Origin of the sequence: Lewinella cohaerens DSM 23179 (assembly GCF_000379805.1) — a bacterium.
GTDB classification, from domain to species: Bacteria; Bacteroidota; Bacteroidia; order Chitinophagales; family Saprospiraceae; genus Lewinella; species Lewinella cohaerens.
Window position 1 is genome coordinate 367,252 of the sequence record NZ_KB903532.1, and the last position, 21,541, is coordinate 388,792.

17 protein-coding genes are annotated in these 21,541 nt (G+C 46.5%); 15 read left to right on the forward strand and 2 right to left on the reverse strand.

From position 1 onward, the window contains the following. Positions 1–208 precede the first annotated feature (208 nt). Entirely contained in the window at positions 209–2,824 is a 2,616-nt protein-coding gene (alaS, locus tag A3EU_RS0103640) for an alanine--tRNA ligase (RefSeq protein WP_020534765.1), read from the forward strand. 142 nt (positions 2,825–2,966) lie between these two features. Here the strand turns inward: alaS and porN are convergent, their stop codons facing one another. Next, positions 2,967–3,812 carry a type IX secretion system ring subunit PorN/GldN gene (porN, locus tag A3EU_RS0103645; RefSeq protein WP_020534766.1) on the reverse strand — a complete coding sequence of 282 codons (846 nt, stop codon included), beginning with the start codon at positions 3,810–3,812 and terminating at the stop codon, positions 2,967–2,969. Between the two features lie 270 nt (positions 3,813–4,082). Here porN and paaA point away from each other — a divergent pair, with 270 nt between their 5' ends. The 14 genes from paaA to A3EU_RS0103730 all read left to right on the forward strand — a co-directional run bounded on the left by paaA (position 4,083) and on the right by A3EU_RS0103730 (position 20,970). Then, the gene (gene paaA / locus A3EU_RS0103650; RefSeq protein WP_020534767.1) at positions 4,083–5,042 is read left to right on the forward strand and encodes a 1,2-phenylacetyl-CoA epoxidase subunit PaaA; all 960 of its coding nucleotides are present in this window, start codon (positions 4,083–4,085) and stop codon (positions 5,040–5,042) included. Between the two features lie 159 nt (positions 5,043–5,201). Next, complete coding sequence (paaB, locus tag A3EU_RS0103655) at positions 5,202–5,483, forward strand: 1,2-phenylacetyl-CoA epoxidase subunit PaaB (protein ID WP_020534768.1); 282 nt, start codon at positions 5,202–5,204, stop codon at positions 5,481–5,483. Positions 5,484–5,574: 91 nt separating this feature from the next. Further along, positions 5,575–6,330: a 1,2-phenylacetyl-CoA epoxidase subunit PaaC gene (gene paaC, locus A3EU_RS0103660; RefSeq protein ID WP_020534769.1), complete on the forward strand. Its 756-nt coding sequence runs from the start codon at positions 5,575–5,577 to the stop codon at positions 6,328–6,330. An 81-nt stretch (positions 6,331–6,411) separates the two neighbouring features. Continuing rightward, complete coding sequence (locus A3EU_RS0103665; protein WP_020534770.1) at positions 6,412–7,542, forward strand: SGNH/GDSL hydrolase family protein; 1,131 nt, start codon at positions 6,412–6,414, stop codon at positions 7,540–7,542. A gap of 103 nt (positions 7,543–7,645) precedes the next feature. After that, positions 7,646–8,746 (forward strand): trypsin-like peptidase domain-containing protein, encoded by a 1,101-nt coding sequence (locus tag A3EU_RS0103670; RefSeq protein ID WP_020534771.1) that lies wholly within the window; start codon positions 7,646–7,648, stop codon positions 8,744–8,746. Positions 8,747–8,889: 143 nt separating this feature from the next. Further along, positions 8,890–10,200, forward strand: a complete 1,311-nt coding sequence (gene ahcY, locus A3EU_RS0103675) for an adenosylhomocysteinase (protein WP_020534772.1) — start codon at positions 8,890–8,892, stop codon at positions 10,198–10,200. A gap of 271 nt (positions 10,201–10,471) precedes the next feature. Further along, a complete protein-coding gene (locus A3EU_RS0103685) occupies positions 10,472–11,395 on the forward strand; it encodes a calcium/sodium antiporter (protein ID WP_020534774.1) in 924 nt (307 codons plus the stop codon). An 861-nt stretch (positions 11,396–12,256) separates the two neighbouring features. Continuing rightward, positions 12,257–12,841 (forward strand): hypothetical protein, encoded by a 585-nt coding sequence (locus A3EU_RS0103690; RefSeq protein ID WP_020534775.1) that lies wholly within the window; start codon positions 12,257–12,259, stop codon positions 12,839–12,841. A gap of 85 nt (positions 12,842–12,926) precedes the next feature. Beyond that, the gene (locus A3EU_RS32460) at positions 12,927–14,591 is read left to right on the forward strand and encodes a T9SS type A sorting domain-containing protein (protein WP_020534776.1); all 1,665 of its coding nucleotides are present in this window, start codon (positions 12,927–12,929) and stop codon (positions 14,589–14,591) included. 691 nt (positions 14,592–15,282) lie between these two features. Beyond that, positions 15,283–16,419 (forward strand): T9SS type A sorting domain-containing protein, encoded by a 1,137-nt coding sequence (locus tag A3EU_RS32465; protein WP_020534777.1) that lies wholly within the window; start codon positions 15,283–15,285, stop codon positions 16,417–16,419. Between the two features lie 378 nt (positions 16,420–16,797). Next, the gene (locus A3EU_RS0103710) at positions 16,798–17,934 is read left to right on the forward strand and encodes a T9SS type A sorting domain-containing protein (RefSeq protein ID WP_020534779.1); all 1,137 of its coding nucleotides are present in this window, start codon (positions 16,798–16,800) and stop codon (positions 17,932–17,934) included. A gap of 313 nt (positions 17,935–18,247) precedes the next feature. Continuing rightward, positions 18,248–18,991 (forward strand): LamG domain-containing protein, encoded by a 744-nt coding sequence (locus tag A3EU_RS0103715; RefSeq protein ID WP_020534780.1) that lies wholly within the window; start codon positions 18,248–18,250, stop codon positions 18,989–18,991. Positions 18,992–19,238: 247 nt separating this feature from the next. Next, a complete protein-coding gene (locus tag A3EU_RS0103725) occupies positions 19,239–19,655 on the forward strand; it encodes a YbaB/EbfC family nucleoid-associated protein (protein WP_020534782.1) in 417 nt (138 codons plus the stop codon). Between the two features lie 82 nt (positions 19,656–19,737). After that, complete coding sequence (locus A3EU_RS0103730; RefSeq protein ID WP_020534783.1) at positions 19,738–20,970, forward strand: LamG-like jellyroll fold domain-containing protein; 1,233 nt, start codon at positions 19,738–19,740, stop codon at positions 20,968–20,970. Positions 20,971–21,078: 108 nt separating this feature from the next. Here the strand turns inward: A3EU_RS0103730 and A3EU_RS0103735 are convergent, their stop codons facing one another. Then, positions 21,079–21,498 (reverse strand): Hsp20/alpha crystallin family protein, encoded by a 420-nt coding sequence (locus A3EU_RS0103735; RefSeq protein WP_020534784.1) that lies wholly within the window; start codon positions 21,496–21,498, stop codon positions 21,079–21,081. Between the last annotated feature and the right edge of the window lie 43 nt (positions 21,499–21,541).

Consider the following 21,541-nt stretch of genomic DNA (forward strand, 5'->3'; position numbering starts at 1 on the left):
CTCCCTAAGGTCGGGTTTTAAACCCGACCAAAGCAGAACCGCTCATAACTTTATGTACTACTTCTTCTACACCCTTTCTACAATTCTGTATCTTTGTCGCTCAAATTTTAGATCTACTTTGTAGTGTTGGGAACTTTGATCTTTCAGTAGCACTTTATACTACTCAACAGACAGCCCAAAATTACCAGACCGCAAACCAACGACCGCGATGAAAGCGAACGAAATACGCCAGGCTTTTTTAGACTTTTTTGCTGAGAAACAACATAAAATAGTGCCTTCTGCACCGATTGTGTTACGCAACGACCCTACCCTGATGTTCACCAACGCGGGTATGAATCAGTTTAAGGACTACTTCCTTGGTAATCAGACGCCTGCCGCCTCGCGGATTGCAGATACCCAAAAGTGTATGCGTGTATCTGGCAAGCACAATGACCTGGAGGATGTTGGCCTCGACGGCACCCACCACACCATGTTCGAGATGTTGGGCAACTGGTCGTTTGGCGATTACTTCAAAGACGAAGCTATTGCTTGGTCCTGGGAATTCCTTACCGACCGTATGGGCATCCCGGCAGACCGCCTTTACGCAACCGTTTTTGGCGGTGATACTAATGAAAAGTTAGCTTCCGACGAAGAAGCCCGCGAATTTTGGAAACGCCACCTCCCTACCGACCGCATCCTGGATGGTGACAAAAAAGATAACTTCTGGGAGATGGGTGACACTGGCCCCTGCGGCCCGTGTACCGAAATTCACGTAGATACCCGCAGCGACGAAGAACGCGCCAAAGTCGACGGTGCTACACTCGTCAATGTAGACGATAGCGGTGTCGTAGAAATTTGGAACAACGTATTTATCCAATTCAACCGCAAAGCCGACAGCAGCCTAGAAAGCCTGCCCGCTAAGCACGTGGATACCGGCATGGGCTTCGAACGCCTGTGTATGGTATTGCAAAATAAGACCGCTACCTACGACACCGATATTTTCACCCCCCTGATTTCTTTCCTCGAAAAAGAAACTGGCCATAAATACGGCTACAACTACGGCCCCAAGGCGAAAGCTGATATGGCGATGCGGGTGATTTCCGACCACATCCGCGCCGTATCCTTCACTATTGCCGACGGGCAGCTTCCCGATAATGGTGGAGCGGGCTACGTAATCCGTCGTATTCTACGCAGAGCAGTACGTTATTACTACTCTTTCCTGGATGTAAAGCAACCGTTGCTCCACAAATTAGTGCCTATTTTGGTTAAAGAAATGGGGGCAAGCTTCCCTGAATTACAAGCCCAAGAGGAGCAGATTGCAAAAATTATTGAAAGCGAGGAGAAGACCTTTTTGAATACATTGGAGAATGGCCTCAAGCGCTTCGCTTCGCTGGAAACCACTGGTGGACAAATCAGTGGGCAGGATGCTTTTGAGCTTTATGATACCTTTGGTTTTCCGATTGACCTTACTCGCCTGATGGCGCGCGAGCAGGGCTTAACCATCGACGAAGCGGGCTTCGAAAGCGCGCTGCAAGTACAGAAAAAACGCTCGCGCAAAGACGCAGAGAAGGAAGTAGGCGACTGGCAGACCGTCAACGATGGCGAAGTGAGCTTTGTAGGCTACGACCAACTCGAAGTGGAGAACACCGAAGTACTGAAGTACCGCACCGTTGTGGTCAAAAAGAAGAATCAATTCCAGGTGGTACTGGCTACCACTCCGTTCTACGCAGAAAGCGGTGGACAAGCGGGTGACCGCGGCGAGCTTATCGTCGATGGCCAAAGCTTGAAGGTTATAGACACCCAAAAAGAGAATGACCTGATCATTCACATTGTAAATCGCTTACCCGACAACCTGGAGAGCAAAGTACTGGCACGCGTTAACCCCGAACGCCGGGCAGCTACTTCGCAGAACCACACGGCTACACACCTTATGCACGCTGCACTACACCAAATAGTAGGTGAACACGCGCTGCAAAAAGGACAAAACGTTGACAACAATCGTCTCCGCTTTGACTTCTCGCACTACCAGAAGGTCACCGACGAGGAGTTAGCTTCCATTGAGAAGATGGTGAATGAAAAAATTCGCCAAAACATTGCACTGGACGAGCGCCGCGACGTACCCATTGCCGAAGCCAAAGAGCTGGGCGCGATGATGCTGTTTGGTGAAAAATACGGCGATGCTGTGCGGGTAATCACCTTTGAGGAAGGCTTCTCGCAGGAACTCTGTGGTGGTACGCACGTACCCGCTACTGGTGAAATTGGCCTATTTAAAATAGTGAAGGAAGATTCAGTTGCAGCAGGTATCCGTAGAATCGAAGCGGTGACTGGTGCCGGTGCAGAGGCTTACATCAACGAGCAACTGCAGCTACTGAGTGAAGTCAGCAACCTGCTCAAAAGCAACGACCTCGTTAAAGGCATCACCAGCCTGCAAGAAGAAAACAAGACGCTGAAGCGGGAAGTAGAAAAACTGGTTACCGCTCAGGCGTCCAACCTCAAAGGCGACCTCAAACAGAAATTTGAAGACCGCGGCGGAGTCAACTTCCTCGCGGCACGTATTCCATTGAGTGATGCTGGCGCGGTGAAAACCTTGGCTTTCCAGCTGGAAAAAGAAGTAGAAAATGCTTTTGTACTTCTGGCTTCTGAAAACGAAGGCAAGCCACTATTGACCCTCATTATCAACCAGGAATTGGCTACAGCCAAAGACCTCAATGCGGGCAAAATTATCCGTGAACTCGCTCGCGAGATCAAAGGTGGCGGTGGTGGTCAGGCGCATTTTGCTACCGCTGGTGGTAAAGACGCCGAAGGACTGGATCGCGCAGTGGCAAAGGTTGGGGAGATGGTTTGATCCTTTTCTTACCACATGCCCACCTAACTTTAATATAAAGTTGGAAAGCAAATTTCGAATCAAAATACACAATAAACTAACGTGAGATGCTAATATCGCATCTCACGCTAATTCTATGTGGCTATGTGATAGTAACCCACTATCAATAACTCCACATATCCATCTCCTTATTCTGAATAGTTCGGTCTATCTTTTCACTTTCTAGCAACAAATCCGTTCCGGAAAGATAATCCTCCAAGCGCCGACCCCGCATATCGTTTTCCTTATAAACATAGGAATCAAAGCGGCGCATAGCGAAAAGGTCTTCCCAGGAAGTACGGCTATGGTCATTCCCGGGAATAATGGCAGTATGCTGAGCCAACCACGGCCTTGCCTCTGCATAATTGATCCAAAAAATAGGGGATTCAAAAGCTAGTTCACCATCGCCATCAGAGATGGTTGTTTCCACCAAAGGAGCTATACCAATAATCCGCACTTTCATCTCGCTGTAACGGGTATCAAAATACCATACCTCCTGTACGCGCCAGCGTTTGATACGCTCCGGGTCAAAATTATTGGTTACCACTTGAACAGTAAAGTCTCCAGTAACAGGATCAATAACCGTTACCGTATCCGATTTATTAAGTTGACTTAATATTTCTTCACTGGAAACACGTTCATTGAAGCGATCATCTTCGGGGCTGTAAGCAGATAACGCTCCAGCAGCCAAGCCTTCTGCAAGAACACTGAATAATGCAAATTCCGGATGGCGGAAAGTAAGGTTAATCTTCTCTCTCGTATCAATCACTCTCCATACCCGTTTTTCCCACATGATATCAGCCTCGCGCACACCTGCGTAAGGCAAGGGTGCAGAGGATTCGTAGGCATTTTCTGCGCCTCCCTCCAGCCAGGTTTTTCCGGCCATAGTGTTAGGGGTGCTCTCCGTTTGGGCCACTAGCGTAGCTAAGCTACCTACAATACATAGGCAGCAGATCCATCTTTTCAACATGATGTTCTGAATTAAATATTTACAATAAAGTTTAAAACGGAGTAAGTTGAATCAGAAAGTCAAGCGCTTGTACAAGCATTCTTTTGGCGCCTCTTAAAGTCAAAAAACAATACAATTGGAGCGCGTTTTTACGAGAGTGTCTAATAGTATAATGGAAGACCTCTAAAAAGTAACAAGCTTTCATTGAAAAAATCAGCAATTCGCAACAAACGAACATTTGTTCGTGTTCTAGAAATACATTATCTTTGAGTGTATTTTAAACTAGCGATCATGGAGAAAGTAACCGTATTAGAAGAACAATTCCAAGCCCGTATTGATGCCGATGAACGCATCGAGCCTAAGGATTGGATGCCGGAAAGATACCGTAAGACGCTTATTCGCCAGATTTCCCAGCACGCCCACAGTGAAATTGTAGGAATGTTGCCCGAAGGCAATTGGGTCACGCGTGCCCCCAACCTTCGCCGCAAGGTGGCCTTATTGGCGAAAGTACAAGATGAAGCCGGCCATGGCCTCTACCTTTATAGTGCTTGTGAAACGCTGGGGATTGATCGGGAAGAACTCCTTGATCAACTGCACAGCGGCAAAGCTAAATACAGTAGTATCTTCAACTACCCTACCCTCTCTTGGGCAGATATGGGTGCTATCGGCTGGCTCGTCGACGGTGCAGCGATCATGAATCAAGTGCCACTTTGCCGTACTTCTTACGGCCCTTATGCTCGTGCTATGGTACGCGTATGTAAAGAAGAGAGCTTTCACCAACGCCAAGGATATGAGATCATGCTCACCCTCAGCAGAGGGAATGAAGCTCAAAAAGCCATGGCCCAAGATGCCCTCAATCGCTGGTGGTGGCCTTCCTTGATGATGTTTGGCCCTGCCGATGATGAATCGCCGAATACTGCTCAGAGCATGGCTTGGCGTATCAAGCGTTTCACCAACGACGAACTGCGCCAGCGTTTTGTCGACGCTACCGTCCCTCAAGCAGAATTCCTGGGGCTTACCATTCCTGATCCTGACCTTAAATGGAATGAAGAAACGGGTCAATATGATTTCGGTGCTATTGATTGGGATGAATTCTGGAACGTCGTCAAAGGTAACGGCCCTTGTAACCGTGAGCGTCTACGTGCCCGCCGCAAGGCCCACGAAGAAGGCGCCTGGGTGCGTGATGCAGCTATGGCTTACGCCGAAAAACGCCGTCAACGTACCGAAGCAGCACGCGAAGAGGTAGCTTAGTTTTATGGTACAAGGTACTTGGTATAAGGAAGAGGGACTTTGATTGTCCCAAATTGATTCTCTCCCAACACCACCTGCTATACGACCATGTGCAGTGATATTCGACATGATAACAATAAAGTGTAGAGAAGAATAACCCTCTGCAAAAAAATAAACCTTATGAATTCCTGGCCACTTTGGGAAGTTTTTATCCGTAGCAAGAATGGTTTAAGCCATAAACACGCTGGTAGCCTACACGCTGCTGATGCCGAAATGGCGATGGAAAATGCCCGTGACGTATATACTCGCCGTAACGAAGGCGTAAGCTTATGGGTGGTGGAAAGCCGACACATTACTGCCTCCAGCCCTAACCAAAGCGAGGAGTTATTTGAACCAGCCAACGACAAGGTCTACCGCCACCCCACTTTTTATGATGTCCCGGATAATATTAAACACATGTAGTTAGGTGTAAAAGTAGAATAGTGTAAAGGTGTAAGCGTTTTCTACACCCAACCTTTACACCCTTACACCCTTACACCCTTACACCCTCCTTATGACGAACCAGCAACACTTCGACTACCTCCTCCGCCTCGGTGACAATACCCTGATTCTTGGCCAGCGCCTCGGCGAATGGTGTGGGCACGGTCCCATCCTGGAGCAAGACATTGCCATTACCAACATTGCGCTCGACCTTATGGGACAAGCGCGTAGCTGGCTAGCACTAGCTGGCGAAGTAGAAGGTAAAGGGCGTGACGAAGATGCGATCGCTTTTTTGCGTGACAACCGGGAGTTCAGAAACCTCCTACTCGTAGAGCACCCTAATGAAGATTTTGCCTACACGATTGTTCGTCAATTTCTCTTTGATAGTTTTAACTATTACTTGCACGAAGCACTCGTAAATAGTAACAACGATCAGATAAAAGCCATCGCGCAGAAGTCGCTTAAAGAAGTAACCTACCACCTGCGGTACTCTTCTGAATGGATGATTCGCCTGGGAGATGGTACCGCAGAAAGTCATCAAAAGATGCAACAAGCACTGGATGACCTCTGGATGTATGCTGAAGAAGCGCTCCTACCCGACGAGATCGACCAAGCTGCTCACGCGGCAGGTATTGGCCCTGACCTGGCAGTATTGCGCCCGCTGGTGGAAGCTAAGCGAAAGGCCATTATCACAGAAGCCACGCTTACCATTCCTGAAAACGAATATCCTCAGCAGGGCGGAAAACAAGGCATGCACACAGAAGCACTAGGCTATATCCTCACTGAATTGCAGTGGATGCAACGGGCCTATCCGGGGGCAGAGTGGTAAAAGGCAAGGGCGTCTACAAAACATCTATTCTCCCCAAAAACAATAAACACTTATTTATGTGTAACGAATTCTATTAAAAGCATGTCTATTTCTATCTCAAGAGAAACCGCTTTTAAGTTGATCATTGTATTATTTAGCGCATTAATATTTTTCCTAACTGCTTCAATACTTATTTATACGGAAACAATTCGATTTGAATGGAGCAATCAAATTCTTGCCAAGTGGAATTATGACCAAAGCAAAACAAAAGCCAATCGTATACTAGTCCTAGGCGACTCTCAGCTCACTTGGTGGAATCTTGATCATTGTCTATATGAAGATATCAGACACTTTTCTAATGATCATGATATCGGCTATGTCAACGCTTCCATGGGTGGGTTTGGGCCAATTGAGTACCTAGATAGAATGAAAGCGATAAGCCCAGGTTACAAGCCCAACCTGGTCATTCTTTTCTATTATTCAGGTAATGACCTCACTGACGTCTTGTACCGACGCGACCAAAAACCTAAGCGACCAGATTTCCCTTGGTGGAAACAACTAACTTTTACCGACGATACGTTTACTGAGGCACGCAAGAAAAATCCGTTTTCAAAAGAGCCTATCGTATTGCAGCCCAAAGAAAAAAAGGAAATATTACAAAACTATAATTTTGACTGGCCCGCTTTTAAGCAAGCTGGAATAGATTCCAATATTATTGCTTATGCCCAAAACCGGTTATACCATCCTGGGAAAATAGGGCGTGAGTATGTAAATCCACACATCTTGGTCATGGGGTCTTGGAAGCCCAATTATCTTTTTGACAACCTTACCATCCAATCGTCAGAAAGTAAGATTGCTTGGAAAAGCATCGAACAAAAACTGGACGAAATACTTCAATTGGTTCATTCAATCGACGCAGAACTAAAATTAGTTTGTATTCCTTCTACTGTCCAAGTCGACGAAAGTCATCATGATTTTTATAGAAAAATCACTTTCAATGTAGAAAAAAAACTAACCAATGCGCATACACCACAGGACAACCTGGCCAAGTGGGCAGCAAAATCCGGCATTCAATATATAGACCTCTTACCAACGTTTAAAGCTCACAAAAACACTGCTGATCTTTACTTCGAAAACGATGATCATCTAAGCGAAAAAGGACACATTGAGGCATTTAAACCGGTCAGGGAGGAAATTTTGTTACCATTCGTTCAATCCATCGACAAAAACTAAGCAGGGTTTTACCCCAAGTGTACTTTCATCCGATAGACCTTGCTTTTGACAAAATCTACTGCTTTTTCCTTAACTTAACGCTCAAATCACCGCTTTTGCCCGCATGCAGGATATCATCCAACAGTTTCGCCCCGTTCTCGTCCAGATTGCCACTCCTTACAACATGGGTGGAACTGGTTTTTTCCTTCAGGATCTACAGTTGATCGTTACCAACGAACACCTTGTGCGCGATAATCGGGAAGTGATCATCGAAGCAGAAGACCTCCCCCGGCAGATGGCCAAAATCGTCTATTGGGATGCTTATTACGATGTCGCTCTCCTCAAACTGAGTACTACTTATGAATTGCCCAACGTAAAATTCTGCGAAGACCATGAACCCGCAGCCGGTGATCAGGTATTGGCAATGGGGCATCCTTTTGGTTTGCGGTTTTCCAGCACCATCGGTAATCTGTCCAATAACCGTCGCAAACACGAAGACTTTTATTATTACCAACACGACGCCGCACTCAACCCCGGCAACAGCGGAGGCCCACTGGTCGATAAGCAAGGCCAAATCATCGGGCTTAACGTACTAGACCTGGAAGAAGCCCAAGGGCTTGGATTTTCACTGCCAGCCGTTTTTGTGCTGGAAACCATTAATCTCTATTTAGCTGCAGAGCGGAATGAGACTGCAGCTCGCTGCAATTCCTGTAGAAATGTGGTCTTTTCCGATCAAAAAGAAACCTCTTACTGCCCTAATTGCGGAGCCTACCTGCGCCTGGCCTCCGAGGCCGAAGCATTTGAACCCGTAGGCACTCCCTACACCATAGAACTGCTACTGGCAGCACTCGACCATGATGTGCGCCTCGCTCGCCGGGGCCTGAACACATGGGAAATCCAGGAAGGAAGCGCCCGTATACTCGTATCTTACCACGAAGATTCAGGCTTAATTACGGGTGATGCTCACCTTTGCCGATTACCACAGGATCAATTGGGCGAATTGTACGAATACTTACTACGGGAAAATTACGAAGACGACGGTCTCACTTTTAGCGTCAAAGGGCGTGATGTTATTCTTTCTATCCTGATTTATGACCGCTATCTCGAAGTAGAGAGTGGCAAGAAGCGTTTTCAGCACCTCTTTGAACGCGCCGATTATTATGACAATATCCTGGTAGAGCGCTTCGGTGCCAAATGGAAATACGAAGACAGCGCCGAAGAGTGAAAACACTTCGCCCTTCTCTATTGTTAATCCTCCATAAAGCATTGAAACAAAGACCTCAAAACCGCGAATAATTGCGTACTTTTGCGGTCGAATTCTGGTCGGTAGCTAATATTTGACCATTGCCAAATTGAAAATTTAATTGCATGTCTGCAACAGAAACATTGAAGTACAAGGTTAAAGATATTAACCTGGCCGATTGGGGCCGTAAAGAAATTGGATTAGCGGAAGCGGAAATGCCAGGTTTAATGGCACTCCGGGAAGAGTATGGAGCCAGTAAGCCACTGAAAGGTGCGCGCATTGCAGGTTGTCTACACATGACTATTCAAACCGCTGTGTTGATCGAAACACTGGTAGAATTAGGTGCTGAAGTTACCTGGTCTAGTTGTAACATCTTCTCTACCCAAGACCACGCTGCAGCAGCTATCGCAGCAGCAGGAATTCCTGTATACGCCTGGAAAGGCATGAACGAGGAAGAATTCAGCTGGGCAATCGAACAGACACTACGTGCCTTCCCTGGTGGAGAGGCCCTCAATATGATCCTCGACGATGGTGGTGATTTGACCAACATGGTACTCGATGATTACCCCGAATTGGTAAAAGGCATCAACGGCCTGAGCGAAGAAACCACTACTGGTGTACACCGCTTGTACGAGCGCATGAACAAAGGCACCCTTCCGATGCCAGCGATCAACGTAAACGACTCTGTAACCAAGTCTAAGTTTGACAACAAGTACGGTTGTAAGGAATCTGCAGTAGATGCTATCCGCCGTGCGACAGACGTAATGATGGCTGGTAAAGTTGCTTTCGTTGCTGGTTATGGTGACGTGGGTAAAGGTACCGCAGCGAGCCTACGTGGTGCTGGTTGTCGTGTAATCGTTTCTGAGGTAGACCCCATCTGTGCACTACAGGCAGCGATGGACGGCTTCGAAGTATTGCGTTCTGAAACGGCTATCCCTCGCGCTGATATCGTAATCACCGCTACTGGTAACAAGGATATCATCACCGAGAAGCACTTCCGTTTACTTCGCGACAAAGCGATCGTTTGTAACATCGGCCACTTTGATAACGAAATCGACATGGCTTGGATAAACGATACTTACGGTTCTACGAAAGTAGAAATCAAGCCGCAGGTAGACAAATACACCATCGACGGCAAAGACGTTATCGTGTTGGCCGAAGGCCGCTTGGTAAACCTGGGTTGTGCTACTGGCCACCCAAGTTTTGTAATGTCTAACAGTTTCACCAATCAAGTATTGGCACAAATCGAACTTTGGACCAANAAAGACAACTACGAAAACAAGGTATACACCCTGCCTAAGCATCTCGACGAGCAGGTGGCACGTCTTCACCTTGCTAAGATCGGCGTAGAATTGGAAGAACTTTCTACCGACCAAGCCGACTACATCGGGGTAAAGAAAGAAGGCCCATTCAAGCCAGAATACTACCGTTACTAAGACCACTTTTCCTTCGACTCAAGTCGGAGAAAAATTGTTTTACTAACATCATTAGAATTGGCAGGACCGTTACGGCCTGCCAATTCTTTTAGAACAGCACAAAAACACATTGAGCATTCGTTTTCCTAATAGATAACAAAGCGGTTCACTTCCCAAAAGGGATGCCCCATCGCATAAGCGTGTTAGCTGTTCGGAAAACCTCAAAGAAGGCGCAATTTGTTTTTTGCGCAATAACAAGACAGCACAAAAACACATTGAGCAATAATAAGACATGGATTTACTCCTCTATATTGGTATTTTTATTGCAGCACTGGCTACCCTGCTCAAAGCATCCAACTGGTTTGTAGATTCTGCTGAATCCATTGGACTTTCAATGGGTATTTCTCCCTTTATTATTGGTGTGACCATTGTTGCTTTTGGCACCTCCTTGCCGGAATTGGCCACTTCTCTTGCCTCTGTTTTTGCAGGACAATCCGAAATAGTAGTGGGCAATGTCATTGGCTCTAACATTACCAATATTGCTTTAGTCTTAGGCCTTACCGCCATTGTTGTGAAAAATATTCACCTCGACAATGACCTATGGCTAATAGACATGTCTTTTCTCTGGGCATCAGCTTTCATGTTGTGGTTTGTACTCGCCGATTCGCACCTGGGTACTTTTGAATGCATACTTTTAATCCTTGGCTTGATCCTGTTCCTTACCTATTCCTTTAAAGGCAACGAACGAGCAGACAGTGCTGACCGCCCCAAAGCCTTACCCAAACATTACCTATTACTCGTTTTGGGTGGCGTATTGGTCTATTTCGGTGCCGAATACACGATTTATGCCATCACCGAAATTAGCACCATCCTTACCATTCCGCCTAAATTGATTGCGCTTTCTGCCGTAGCCATTGGCACTAGTCTACCCGAAGTGGTAGTGAGCCTTACTGCCGCCAGACGCGGAAAAGCATCCATTGCCATCGGTAATGTCTTAGGCTCCAATATTTTCAACACTTTCATCGTGATGGCCATTCCTGGTTTAATCGGCAACCTGGAAATCCCTGCCGACATCATTTCATTCTACCTTCCCCTCATGATAGTCATGACTATTCTCTTTGGCGTCATGGCCTTCGATCGCCTGATTACCCGCTGGGAAGGCTGGATCTTACTCCTTTTCTACCTCCTATTTATGGGCCAAATTGTTCAGTCGTAGTAACCAAAAAAAATGCTTAAGGTGCTGGTTATTTTGGGGCCATGCCGGTAGCGGCGTTGCTTCGCAAACACCACTACGGCACCAGGCTATTCGGTCGCTATCGCTTCCTACTATCCTTTGGCCCGCTCCTCCGTCCGCCGTGTTCCAGGCTCCGCCTTACACACCTATACCCGACGCTAAGTAACGGGTATTATATCAATTCCATCTTCTTGTCTTTACCAATATTAAGGCTGCCGAACTAGAAATTCCTCCAACCCTATTCGTATAAATGCATTTACACGAATCGAGAAAAAGCCCCACCACTATTTCTAAACTATCATACTCAAATATTTTTAGCACGAACCATGCTGATTTTATTTGACATGAATATTTGCTAAACTCTTGATAAATTGTTAAATTAGCTATATCAAAAGGAAAATAGTCTTACTTGACTATCCATAGCAACTACACATTACGGTCATTCTGTACCGTATATTTTGCTTTTTTTCAACTATCCACTTCCAATTTCTCAAAAGGATTTCGCAAAGAGTTTGCGAATTTATTCAACAGTAGCCTAGGCCATTGTTGAACACCTCATGCTTTTGTTTAGCATAGTAACTTCTACCCGAACAACAAATCAAAGACTGGTCTCATGGACGAGTGCTTTTGTTGATTTTGCCCAAATCCGGACTTCAAAAGGAACGCGAATAACTTAGGAACAGCACGAAAATAAAGGGCGATTTTGTTTTCCATAATAGTTAACTAAACGATTCACTTAAAGTGTGTTAACTATTTGGGAAACCAAAAAAAAATCGTCATTCATTTTCTGCGCAATACTTATTCTCCGGAAATGAGAAAGAAACGGCACAAAAACAAAGTACTATGAAATTTTTCTACACATGGCTGTTCATCAGCCTGGGTTTGGGTATTCCCCTATCCTCTCAAACAATTGCACATTGGGCGCTTTCCCCTGATCATCTGGCCGAAGCCAAAACCTTCGTTGACGAAGCCATTGGCTTCCCATTTGTCAGAGGCAATGGATTAAGTGTCCTCAGCTACTCCGGTTCCGGGGTCAGCGCTCAAAATTGGCCGCTTGATGCTGGTGACGACAACCAGGTAGACTATTACGAATTTGGCCTAAAATCAATCTCCGGTGCCACCCTTGAACTCACCCAGCTCAGCTTTATGGAGCGTAGGTCTTCTTCAGGGCCCTTGGCCTTCCGTATCGTTTATTCCCGTGATGGTTTCGCTACCGAAACGGAACTGGCACAAGTGAATTTACCTGATAACATTAATTCCCGTAGTCACAGTTTCAACTTCCATGAAAAAATAAAAGACGGCGAAAGTCTCCTTTTCCGTTTTTATGCCTCTGCCGCCCAGAGCAACAGCGGTTCATGGACGATCCGAGCCAACACTTTAAGCATCGCAGGTACAGCCATGGAGGCCTGTAGCCCCCCCTACTTCTAGTGCCACACTAAGCCTTATCACTACCGATGAAACCTCAGCTGAAGTAAACCTAAGCGCAGGAAACGGGCAGGCACGCATACTTGTCATGTCTACTGCAGCACAAGCATTGAGCACCCCTTACCAAGGTGATTTATACAGCGGAAACCTCACTTTTGGCAATGGCCAACTGCTGGGTACCAATACTTATGTAATAGCCACGACTACCTCTACCAATACAACGTTTACGATTGATGGCCTGGAGCCTGGTACCGCATACCAGCTGGCGATTATTGAGTACAACACGGGACAAATGTGTTACGCCCAACAATCAATGATCCTCAACTTCACCACGCTCTGTTCACCTGCCCCTCGAACGGTAGAACAAGTGGCCTTTACCTCACTCGACGCAAGTACTGCCATGCGCTGGTCAGGCCCTACCTGTGTAGATCGCTACCTTGTTGTTGCAGCAGAACAAGTTATTGTTGGTGGCCCCGTAGATGTCAACTTTACGCCCGACGAAAACTTTGGCGACGGTTCTCCGGCAGCAGGCTTTGCCAATACCACCTACCCTCTTTATTTCGGTGCCAGTGACGATCCGCTGGTAGTTACTGGATTGACAAATGGTACAACCTACTATTTTGCGGTGTACGTACTACTCAACGGGCAATGGTCGGCAGCCTATACTTTTGAGGCCATCCCGGAAGAAAGCTGCCCACGCCTTTATCCCGAGCGTATTTTCATCAATGAGTTCCACTATTCCAACGGCCCCGTGAGCCAGGACCAGGGTATAGAGATTGCCGGGCCGGCAGGTGTTGACCTGAGCAATTACGAGTTGATTGTTCAGCAACGAGTCGGTAGCAATATCAATGTCTTCCTTGTAGAAGTCTACCGCAGTCAACTCAGCGGCATCATTGATGACGAAGGTGACGAATTTGGTGCTATCTGGTTTCCAATAGCTGCCATGCCGCTTTATCGGGGGCATCTAAGTCTGGTGAATACCATCACAGGGGAAGTCGTAGACTTTGTGATTTACGATCCAGCGTTTGGTTGGCAGGATATCAACTCTCCACCAGGTTTTGATCTTGTTGGCTCCAATAATTACCTGGAATTACCAACAGATGCGCCCGGCTTTTCCGTACAGCGGGTAGGCGAAGGCAGCTGCCCTTCTGATTTCATTTGGGCCAGGCTCCCCCACTCGCGCGGCATTCTGAACCCTGGGCAGGCGATTTTGCCTGTGACCCTCAACTTCCTGGCCGCTGAAGCAGCAGGGAAGACGGCCAGGATTTATTGGCAAACAGGCGCCGAATCAGGCAGCGATTACTTCGAAGTAGAGAAAAGTACGGATGGTCGTAATTTTGCAAAAATCGGCACGACTGCCGCTGCTGGCTTCAGTATGGAAGCACGCGATTATGAACTCTATGACCTCCACCCCGCCAATGGCCTCAACTATTACCGCCTGAGGCAGGTTGATTACGACGGCACAGTGCATGACGAAGGCATTGTGACCGTTCGCTTTGAAGACGGGCCTCCTCGCCCGCTGAGCGTATTCCCCAACCCGGTGATAGATCGCACAACCGTAAGCTGGTCGCACGCCGCCGAGGCACTACAAATCAGCGATGCACAAGGGCGACTTTTGCAAACCATCCCGCTAGACGCTGCGGGTGACGGCGGCGCCCGTTCACTAGACATGAGCAACTACCCCGCCGGCATCTATTTCATACGATTGGAAGGTGCACACGACAGTGAAATACGCAAGGTGGTGAAGCGGTAGGAAATATTAAACCACCAAAGGCACCAAAGTTTTTTTCCTTAAGTGCCTTCGTGCTTCAAAAAACAAACATCCCGAAAACTGGCATTATCACTTAAGATTTTGCTCCCCTTTCCCCCGCTGGCTTTGCTGGTGGGGGATTTTTTTTGACAAGGTTCAGTAGCCACTAAACCACCAACACACTAAAAATCACAAAAAAACCTCCGTGTAATTTAGTGCTTTAGTACCCCATATATTTGCGGAAGGAAGCAGGAATAGCCACTAAAGCACAAAAAACCTTCCGTGCAATTCCGTGTTTTTGTGCTTTCGTGGCTAAAACCTCCCTAGCTAAAAAAACCTCCGTGTCTCCGAGCCTCCGCGGCAAATAAAAACCTTCCGTACAATTCCGTGTTTTTGTGCTTTCGTGGCTAAAACCCTCCCTAGCTAAAAAAAACTCCGCACCTCCGAGCCTCCGCGGCTATAAAAAGCAGTATACCTCAATCGTTAATTTACAATAACTTAAACCCTACGTATTTCAGTTTTAAAAGCTTTCATTTATCTTTATGACTTCTGTACTACCTGTAGTTTCAAACCCCTTCAACTGATATTCAACTAACCGGAACTAGACACAAAAAACAACCTGAGTGTAACAACACTCGGGCTTTATCTTTTTCTAAAAAAACAGTTTTTATAACTCCGTAAAACGAAGCGAAATATGAAGATTTTTCACACTACTATCTTTTTTTTCTTCTGTATCTCTGTAATTGCTCAGACATCATTATCGCAGGGAGACATTGCCATAATTGGAATGGACACAGGAGACGAATCTTTCATGTTCATCTCATTCATTGATCTTGATGCTAATACTGAAATATATTTTACAGATGAAGAGTTTGGTTTAATAAGTGCTTCATCTGGTGAAGGAACTATATTGTATACTGCACCTAATGCAATCACAGCAGGTACTGTAATAACCTTCACTGGCCTTTCAGGAGGATTTTCGTCTACCACTGACGGTAATATCGCCCTAGCGAATGGCGGGGATGGGTTAATTGCATACCAAGGAACATTAGGCTCTCCTACTAGTTTATTACATGCTGTCGCAGAAAATACAGGGACACTTGGGACTCCTCCTATCGGCTTCACAAGTTATGTTTTAATGGGTGCTGACGATGGAGAATACAATGGCACTCGAATGGGAACAGCTGCTGACCTTTTAGCGCTAATTAATGATTCATCAAATTGGACAACTAGTGGAAGTGGAGTAACACCTTTTAATAGTTCTAATTTCACAATAACAGGAGCAATGCCCGTCAATCTCCTCTCCTTCACCGCCAAAGCCATCAACAACCAAACCCAGCTCTCTTTCACTACCGCTACGGAAGAGAACAACTCTCACTTCCTGATTCAGCGGAGTACGGATGAGGGGAAGACGTTTGAGACGATTGGTCAGGTAGATGGTAAAGGGACTAGCAATAGTGCTGTGGACTACAAATTTGTGGATACCAAGCCAGCGGCGGGGATGAACTACTACCGTTTGCAGCAGTTTGATTATGATGGAACCAACGAATTCTTTGGGCCAGTGGCAGTACGCTTTAGCGGCGAGGTGGCTGATGCTCCTGTGATCTGGCCAGTGCCAGCGCGTGATCGCTTGCAGATTCAATTGCCAGCATCTGATAGCGATTGGCAGCTGGAGGTGTTTGACTTGAATGGTCGTCGCTTACTGCAAAAGACTACGGAAGAGAAAGGGATCAACACTTTCTTTGACTTGAACTCTTTGCCTGCGGGTAGCTACTTCTTGCGTTGGAGCAATGGCAGCCAGAGCGGACAAGAGCGGTTTTTGAAAGTATGAGGTTTGTGATTTAGTTCCCTGTACAGGGATGAATCACAACAAACCTTATGGTACTTGGTACGATGTACTTTGTACTAGGTATTTGTGAATGCTTAATGGCGATGCCATAAAACAAGCTTTAAGAGAAAGCCCTGCTTCCGGTGACGGAGGCAGGGCTTTTTTGTGATGTTAAGCACCGTCGGAACCGAACAGGTGGAGACGGGGGCCGGAGGCGGCAAGGACAAGCGATAGTAGCTGCTCCGCAGGGCAGCGGAGAGCGCGGTGCCGAGGAACGATGGCATGGCCCCAAATTATTAGAAAAAAACCAGGAAATTTTCAAAGTCCCAGATTTTGGGACTTTCTCCCCTTAATTTATCGGCATTACTAAAAAGCAATGTTATGAAACACGCATTTCTCTCTTTTATGCTGCCGTTATTGACGATCATGCCGCTCTCTGCTCAGCTTATTATCAGCCAATATTATGAAGGCGACAGCAACGATAAGTACCTGGAGGTGACAAACCTTGGGAATACGACGATTGACCTCGCCGCCGAGGGGATCAGGGCCTACCTTTTTGCCAATGATCGAGCGGATGACCCCGCCAACAATATCGCCTCTATTGGGCAAGCACTCAGTGGTACGGTTTTGCCTTTTGAAAGTTTGGTCTTTTGCAATGGGCTGGCCGTGCAGCCGGGTTATACGGTGGGCGAGGCCGTTGGTGTCAATTTTTGTGGTTTTAACGGTGACGACCTCCTCGTTTTATCTACCGCCGCTGACGGTCTTTCGGTCATCGGTAGCGCTTGGGACAATCGCATTGACGTAGTAGGCAATGGTACCTCGTGGGGAATCGACGTTGCTTATGTGCGGAAAAACACGATACTGGAGCCGAATGTTAATTTCTCTTTGTCGGAATGGAATGCCGTTTTGCTCAGTGCGGTGAATACTGCCGGGCCGGAGGAATCCAGTTACCTCGGAACTCACTACTCGGTATTGCCGGTGGAACTCATAGACATGAAGGCTACTGCTTTTCCAAAATTCATTAGCTTGACTTTTACGACTGTCACGGAACAAAACAACGCCTATTTTTTAGTGCAACGCAGCGGTGATGGAGGGAAGACCTTTCAAACCATCGGGCGAATTGTCGGGCAAGGAGACAGTAACCGTCCCGTAGACTATGAGTTTATTGATAAGCAACCCCATGCCGGACAAAGCTATTACCGCCTACAGCAATTTGATTTTGATGGCTCCAACGCGTTTTTCGGACCGATGACTGCTAATTTTGGCGGTGAGACAAAGGTGGAGGTTACGCTATGGCCAGTACCGGCCCAAGCGTACCTAGAGGTCGCGTTGCCTACCGCTAACGGCAACTGGAGGTTGGAAATCTTCGATCAAAGTGGCCTTCGATTATTGCAGCAAAGCGGGAACCAGCAAGGCGTAGATATCTCTTTTGATCTACAGGGATTACCAGCGGGCAGCTACCTCCTACAGTGGTGCAACGGTAAGCGGAGTGGGCGAAAGTGGTTTTTGAAGGTTTGATAAGATGGTTGATTTTGCTTGGTTCGTGGTTGTAGGTTGATTGTTAGATGTTTTTTTTTGGGGGGTATTTTCTCAATTCTTGGCCAAATGCGGGGAGCTTGCACCAAAAGATTGGTTAACTGGTCAATACACATGAACGGGCTTGCACCAAAAAACTGGTTAACTGGTTAATACGCATGAAGGAGCTTGCACCAAAAGATTGGTTAACTGGTTAATACGTTAGGGAAAGTCTAGCGCCAGCGTAAGGCCGCGGTCCATCACAGCGCTACTTGTCTCCCTCGGAAAAATACCGTATTTTTCAATTAAAACCCGGATGCGTACTACCACTCTACTCCTTGGCTTGGCTTTACTCTTACTGTTCAGTATCACGCCATCACCTGACCTTTCTAAAGGACTGGTTGCTTATTTTACTTTCAACGAATGTGATGCGCGCGACGATAGCGGGCAAGGATCTGCGGGTCAGCTGATTGGCAATGTACGTTGTTGGTGTGGTGTAGAAGACGATGGACTACTACTAGATGGGCAGCAAGCACACGTTGTTTTTAGTGGTACGATCAATGACTATTTCACCACCTCGGATTTTACGCTTAGCTTTTACATCAAACCTGAGGCAGCACTCGTGTTTCCACAAAGTGTGATCTCTAAACGCGAGGCTTGCGATGATTTCCACCTGCTGGATATTGCCCTGGACACCCGCTTGCAAGAGCTTACAACTGACTTTAAAGAAACTGAAAACAAGCTTTTCAAAGAACTAGGGCCGGCGCTTCCTTCGGGGAGTTGGCTTCATTACACTTTGGTAAGAGAAGGCGTTTACGCACGGACCTACATCAATGGCAGATTGATAAAAACGGGCCGACGCTGTAGTGGCATTGACCTGAGCAATGATGCTCCGTTCTCAATTGGTAACAGCCCTTGTGTACAAACGGGCCGAATGCGGCGCTTCAGAGGTGTTATTGATGAATTGCGCGTTTATGACCGGGCGCTTACTGATGACGAAGTGCAGTGGCTTTACGAAGAAACGCCCGTAGAAAATGCGCAGATGGATTGTGTGAGTTGATTAGTAACGGTCGAATAATTAATTCCCGACTTTCGGTTTTTAGTGAAGATATAAACGATCCCGTACTAAAAGTCGGGATGAGTTTATTCAAGCTAAAAACCGAAATTGAAAGAGGGAACTTAATTTTTGACCAATACTTACAGTTAAATCTGCGAACACGTCTTTATGTATAAGGAATGGTGCATTAATAAATTGCGTTTCTATGCGTAAGTTATTTTTTCCTTCTGCAAGGCGAAAAACGTAGGCGATGCAGAGCATCAGCGAGGCTTTTCAACGCAGCAGAGGGAAAAAACAACAGGCAGAGGAATGTAAATTTATTAATGAACCATTCCTAAATGTTACTTTTGCAAAAAAAGAGATTATGTTTGGAGATATGATGGGCCAGATGGAAGAGATGCAGGCCAAAATAAAAGAAAAACTACGCACCATATATGTAACCGGTGAAGCAGGTGATGGATTGGTAAAAGTAACCGCCAACGGCACCCGCGAAATCACCAATATCGCGGTAGACCCCAGTGTATTGGACGATGCTGAAGCACTAGAAGATTTACTGATGGTGGCCACTAATCGCGCACTGGAATTAGCCGCAGAGCAAGAAGCCGCAGAGAGTCAATCGCTATTACAAAACATGCTTCCCGGAGGCTTAGGCGGGATGTTTGGCTAAATAAAGCTTAGATCATACTTAAACTTCTTCTGCGGTCGTTCAGGAATTGTTAATTTCGCCCCTACATTTAGAATACTTCCTTATGACGACGTTGCGGATTCTGAGTTTACTATTTCTTTTTACGGTTTCTCTTCAAGCCCAAACAACTGTGGGCCTGGTAGGGTATTATACCTTTGATGGCGACTTAATTGATCGTACAGGTAATACCTCCAATACAGGCATAGCTGTGGGAACCCCCACCTACTCTTGTGGCATAGACGGCCAGGCACTCCTTCTGGATGGTGCCAATGACCAGGTACGTATTCCTAATACCGCCAGTGTTGCTGGGGAATTTGATCGGGAAGATTTCACCGTTAGCTTTTATTTCAAGCCTATAGGTATCAATGGTACTCAGTATCTCTTTTCTAAGAGAGACACCGCTTGTGATAACAATCCGCGTGAGATGAGTATCAGGTACGTCCCAGGTTCTCGGACGCTCAACACCTTTTTGGCGCAGGACGAAGACAAAGACGTCAATATCATTAACTTGATCAATAACGGCGCTTGTTGGCAACAACTCACGGTTGTTCGTGAAAACCTGAGGGTAAAGGTGTTTATCAACGGAGAATTTCTGTCTAGCCTGGGTACTGCCAGCCGGATCAACCTGGAAACAGAAGGAGCCCTCTATATTGGCGGAGCCGATTGTATCGGAGGAATAGAAACACCTTTTTCCGGGCTGATTGACGAAGTAAGAATTTACAATCGTGCTCTTGATGATGACGAAGTGACTGGCTTGTACGGAGCACCTGATAAAATCCTTACCAATGACACCATTGTCTTCCAAGGTAATTCGCTACAGGTAGCACTCAACAGTACCTGCGGCACCGACTTTAGCTGGACACCCATTGACAATGTAATAAGCCCAAGCGATGCCGAGCCATTAATTGATGCTGCCACCCCCGGTAATTTTGTTTATACCGTGGCCATCAGTGATCAGGTTTCGACTTGTGTCGCTGTAGATTCCTTTAAGCTCACCGTCGTAGACCCCAATACTTTGCCGTGTAAAGTAGCGATGGCTAAAGCCTTTACCCCGAACCGAGATAACCTTAATGACACTTATGGCCTGAGCAACCCCTTTGCTATTAATGATCTTATTTCCTTTGAAATATTTGACCGCTGGGGCGGAATTGTATTCCGCACCAATGACCCGTTTGCTAAATGGGATGCAACCTACAAGAACGAAGCGGTCAATCCTGGAGTCTTCTTATGGCGAGTGGCTTATCGCTGTGATGGTGAAGAAATCAATGAGACGGGTACGGTAACCGTTATTCGTTAAACAGTTATGTTGTTCTAAATGAAAGCACCCTGAGCTGGTAGTTAACCAACCCAGGGTGCAAAACCCTATGATCTCCATTCCGTCAGAAGGACGGAACACCCATTATTCTTAGCCAACCTCAATCAGACGCGCTGGCTGAGGTTTAGCTTCTTCTTTCTTTGGCAAATTGAGTACCAGAATGCCATCAGTATAGCTTGCACTGATACCTTTTTCATCAGCCGTTTCTGGCAAGGTAAACCGGCGGGTGAAGTTGGTAAAGCTAAATTCGCGGCGCGTGTAGCCCTCCTTCTTCTCTTCGTTTTCTGTCTTACGTTCGGCAGCAATCGTCAGAACACCTTCATTGATCTCTACCTTGAAGTCTTCTTTTTTCAGACCAGGAACAGCCAACTCTATAGCGTAGTCGTCTTCTGTTTCCTTTACATTCACTGCGGGCAAGGTGCCGCTAAAATTGGTACGGGCAGGTACGTTATTAAAAAATTCGTCAAAAACGCGGTTTGCCAAGTTTGGATTGAATCTTACAAGTCCCATGATTAATTATGTTTTGGTTTTTTTAAGTTGTTTTGGAGTTGAT

What these genes read in the sequence shown, in the direction of transcription:
- alaS (WP_020534765.1), top strand. Translation starts at nt 209, where the DNA reads ATGAAAGCGAACGAAATACGCCAGGCTTTTTTAGACTTTTTTGCTGAG.
- porN (WP_020534766.1), bottom strand. Translation starts at nt 3,812, where the DNA reads ATGTTGAAAAGATGGATCTGCTGCCTATGTATTGTAGGTAGCTTAGCT.
- paaA (WP_020534767.1), top strand. Translation starts at nt 4,083, where the DNA reads ATGGAGAAAGTAACCGTATTAGAAGAACAATTCCAAGCCCGTATTGAT.
- paaB (WP_020534768.1), top strand. Translation starts at nt 5,202, where the DNA reads ATGAATTCCTGGCCACTTTGGGAAGTTTTTATCCGTAGCAAGAATGGT.
- paaC (WP_020534769.1), top strand. Translation starts at nt 5,575, where the DNA reads ATGACGAACCAGCAACACTTCGACTACCTCCTCCGCCTCGGTGACAAT.
- A3EU_RS0103665 (WP_020534770.1), top strand. Translation starts at nt 6,412, where the DNA reads ATGTCTATTTCTATCTCAAGAGAAACCGCTTTTAAGTTGATCATTGTA.
- A3EU_RS0103670 (WP_020534771.1), top strand. Translation starts at nt 7,646, where the DNA reads ATGCAGGATATCATCCAACAGTTTCGCCCCGTTCTCGTCCAGATTGCC.
- A3EU_RS0103685 (WP_020534774.1), top strand. Translation starts at nt 10,472, where the DNA reads ATGGATTTACTCCTCTATATTGGTATTTTTATTGCAGCACTGGCTACC.
- A3EU_RS0103690 (WP_020534775.1), top strand. Translation starts at nt 12,257, where the DNA reads ATGAAATTTTTCTACACATGGCTGTTCATCAGCCTGGGTTTGGGTATT.
- A3EU_RS32460 (WP_020534776.1), top strand. Translation starts at nt 12,927, where the DNA reads ATGTCTACTGCAGCACAAGCATTGAGCACCCCTTACCAAGGTGATTTA.
- A3EU_RS32465 (WP_020534777.1), top strand. Translation starts at nt 15,283, where the DNA reads ATGAAGATTTTTCACACTACTATCTTTTTTTTCTTCTGTATCTCTGTA.
- A3EU_RS0103710 (WP_020534779.1), top strand. Translation starts at nt 16,798, where the DNA reads ATGAAACACGCATTTCTCTCTTTTATGCTGCCGTTATTGACGATCATG.
- A3EU_RS0103715 (WP_020534780.1), top strand. Translation starts at nt 18,248, where the DNA reads ATGCGTACTACCACTCTACTCCTTGGCTTGGCTTTACTCTTACTGTTC.
- A3EU_RS0103725 (WP_020534782.1), top strand. Translation starts at nt 19,239, where the DNA reads ATGCAGAGCATCAGCGAGGCTTTTCAACGCAGCAGAGGGAAAAAACAA.
- A3EU_RS0103730 (WP_020534783.1), top strand. Translation starts at nt 19,738, where the DNA reads ATGACGACGTTGCGGATTCTGAGTTTACTATTTCTTTTTACGGTTTCT.
- A3EU_RS0103735 (WP_020534784.1), bottom strand. Translation starts at nt 21,498, where the DNA reads ATGGGACTTGTAAGATTCAATCCAAACTTGGCAAACCGCGTTTTTGAC.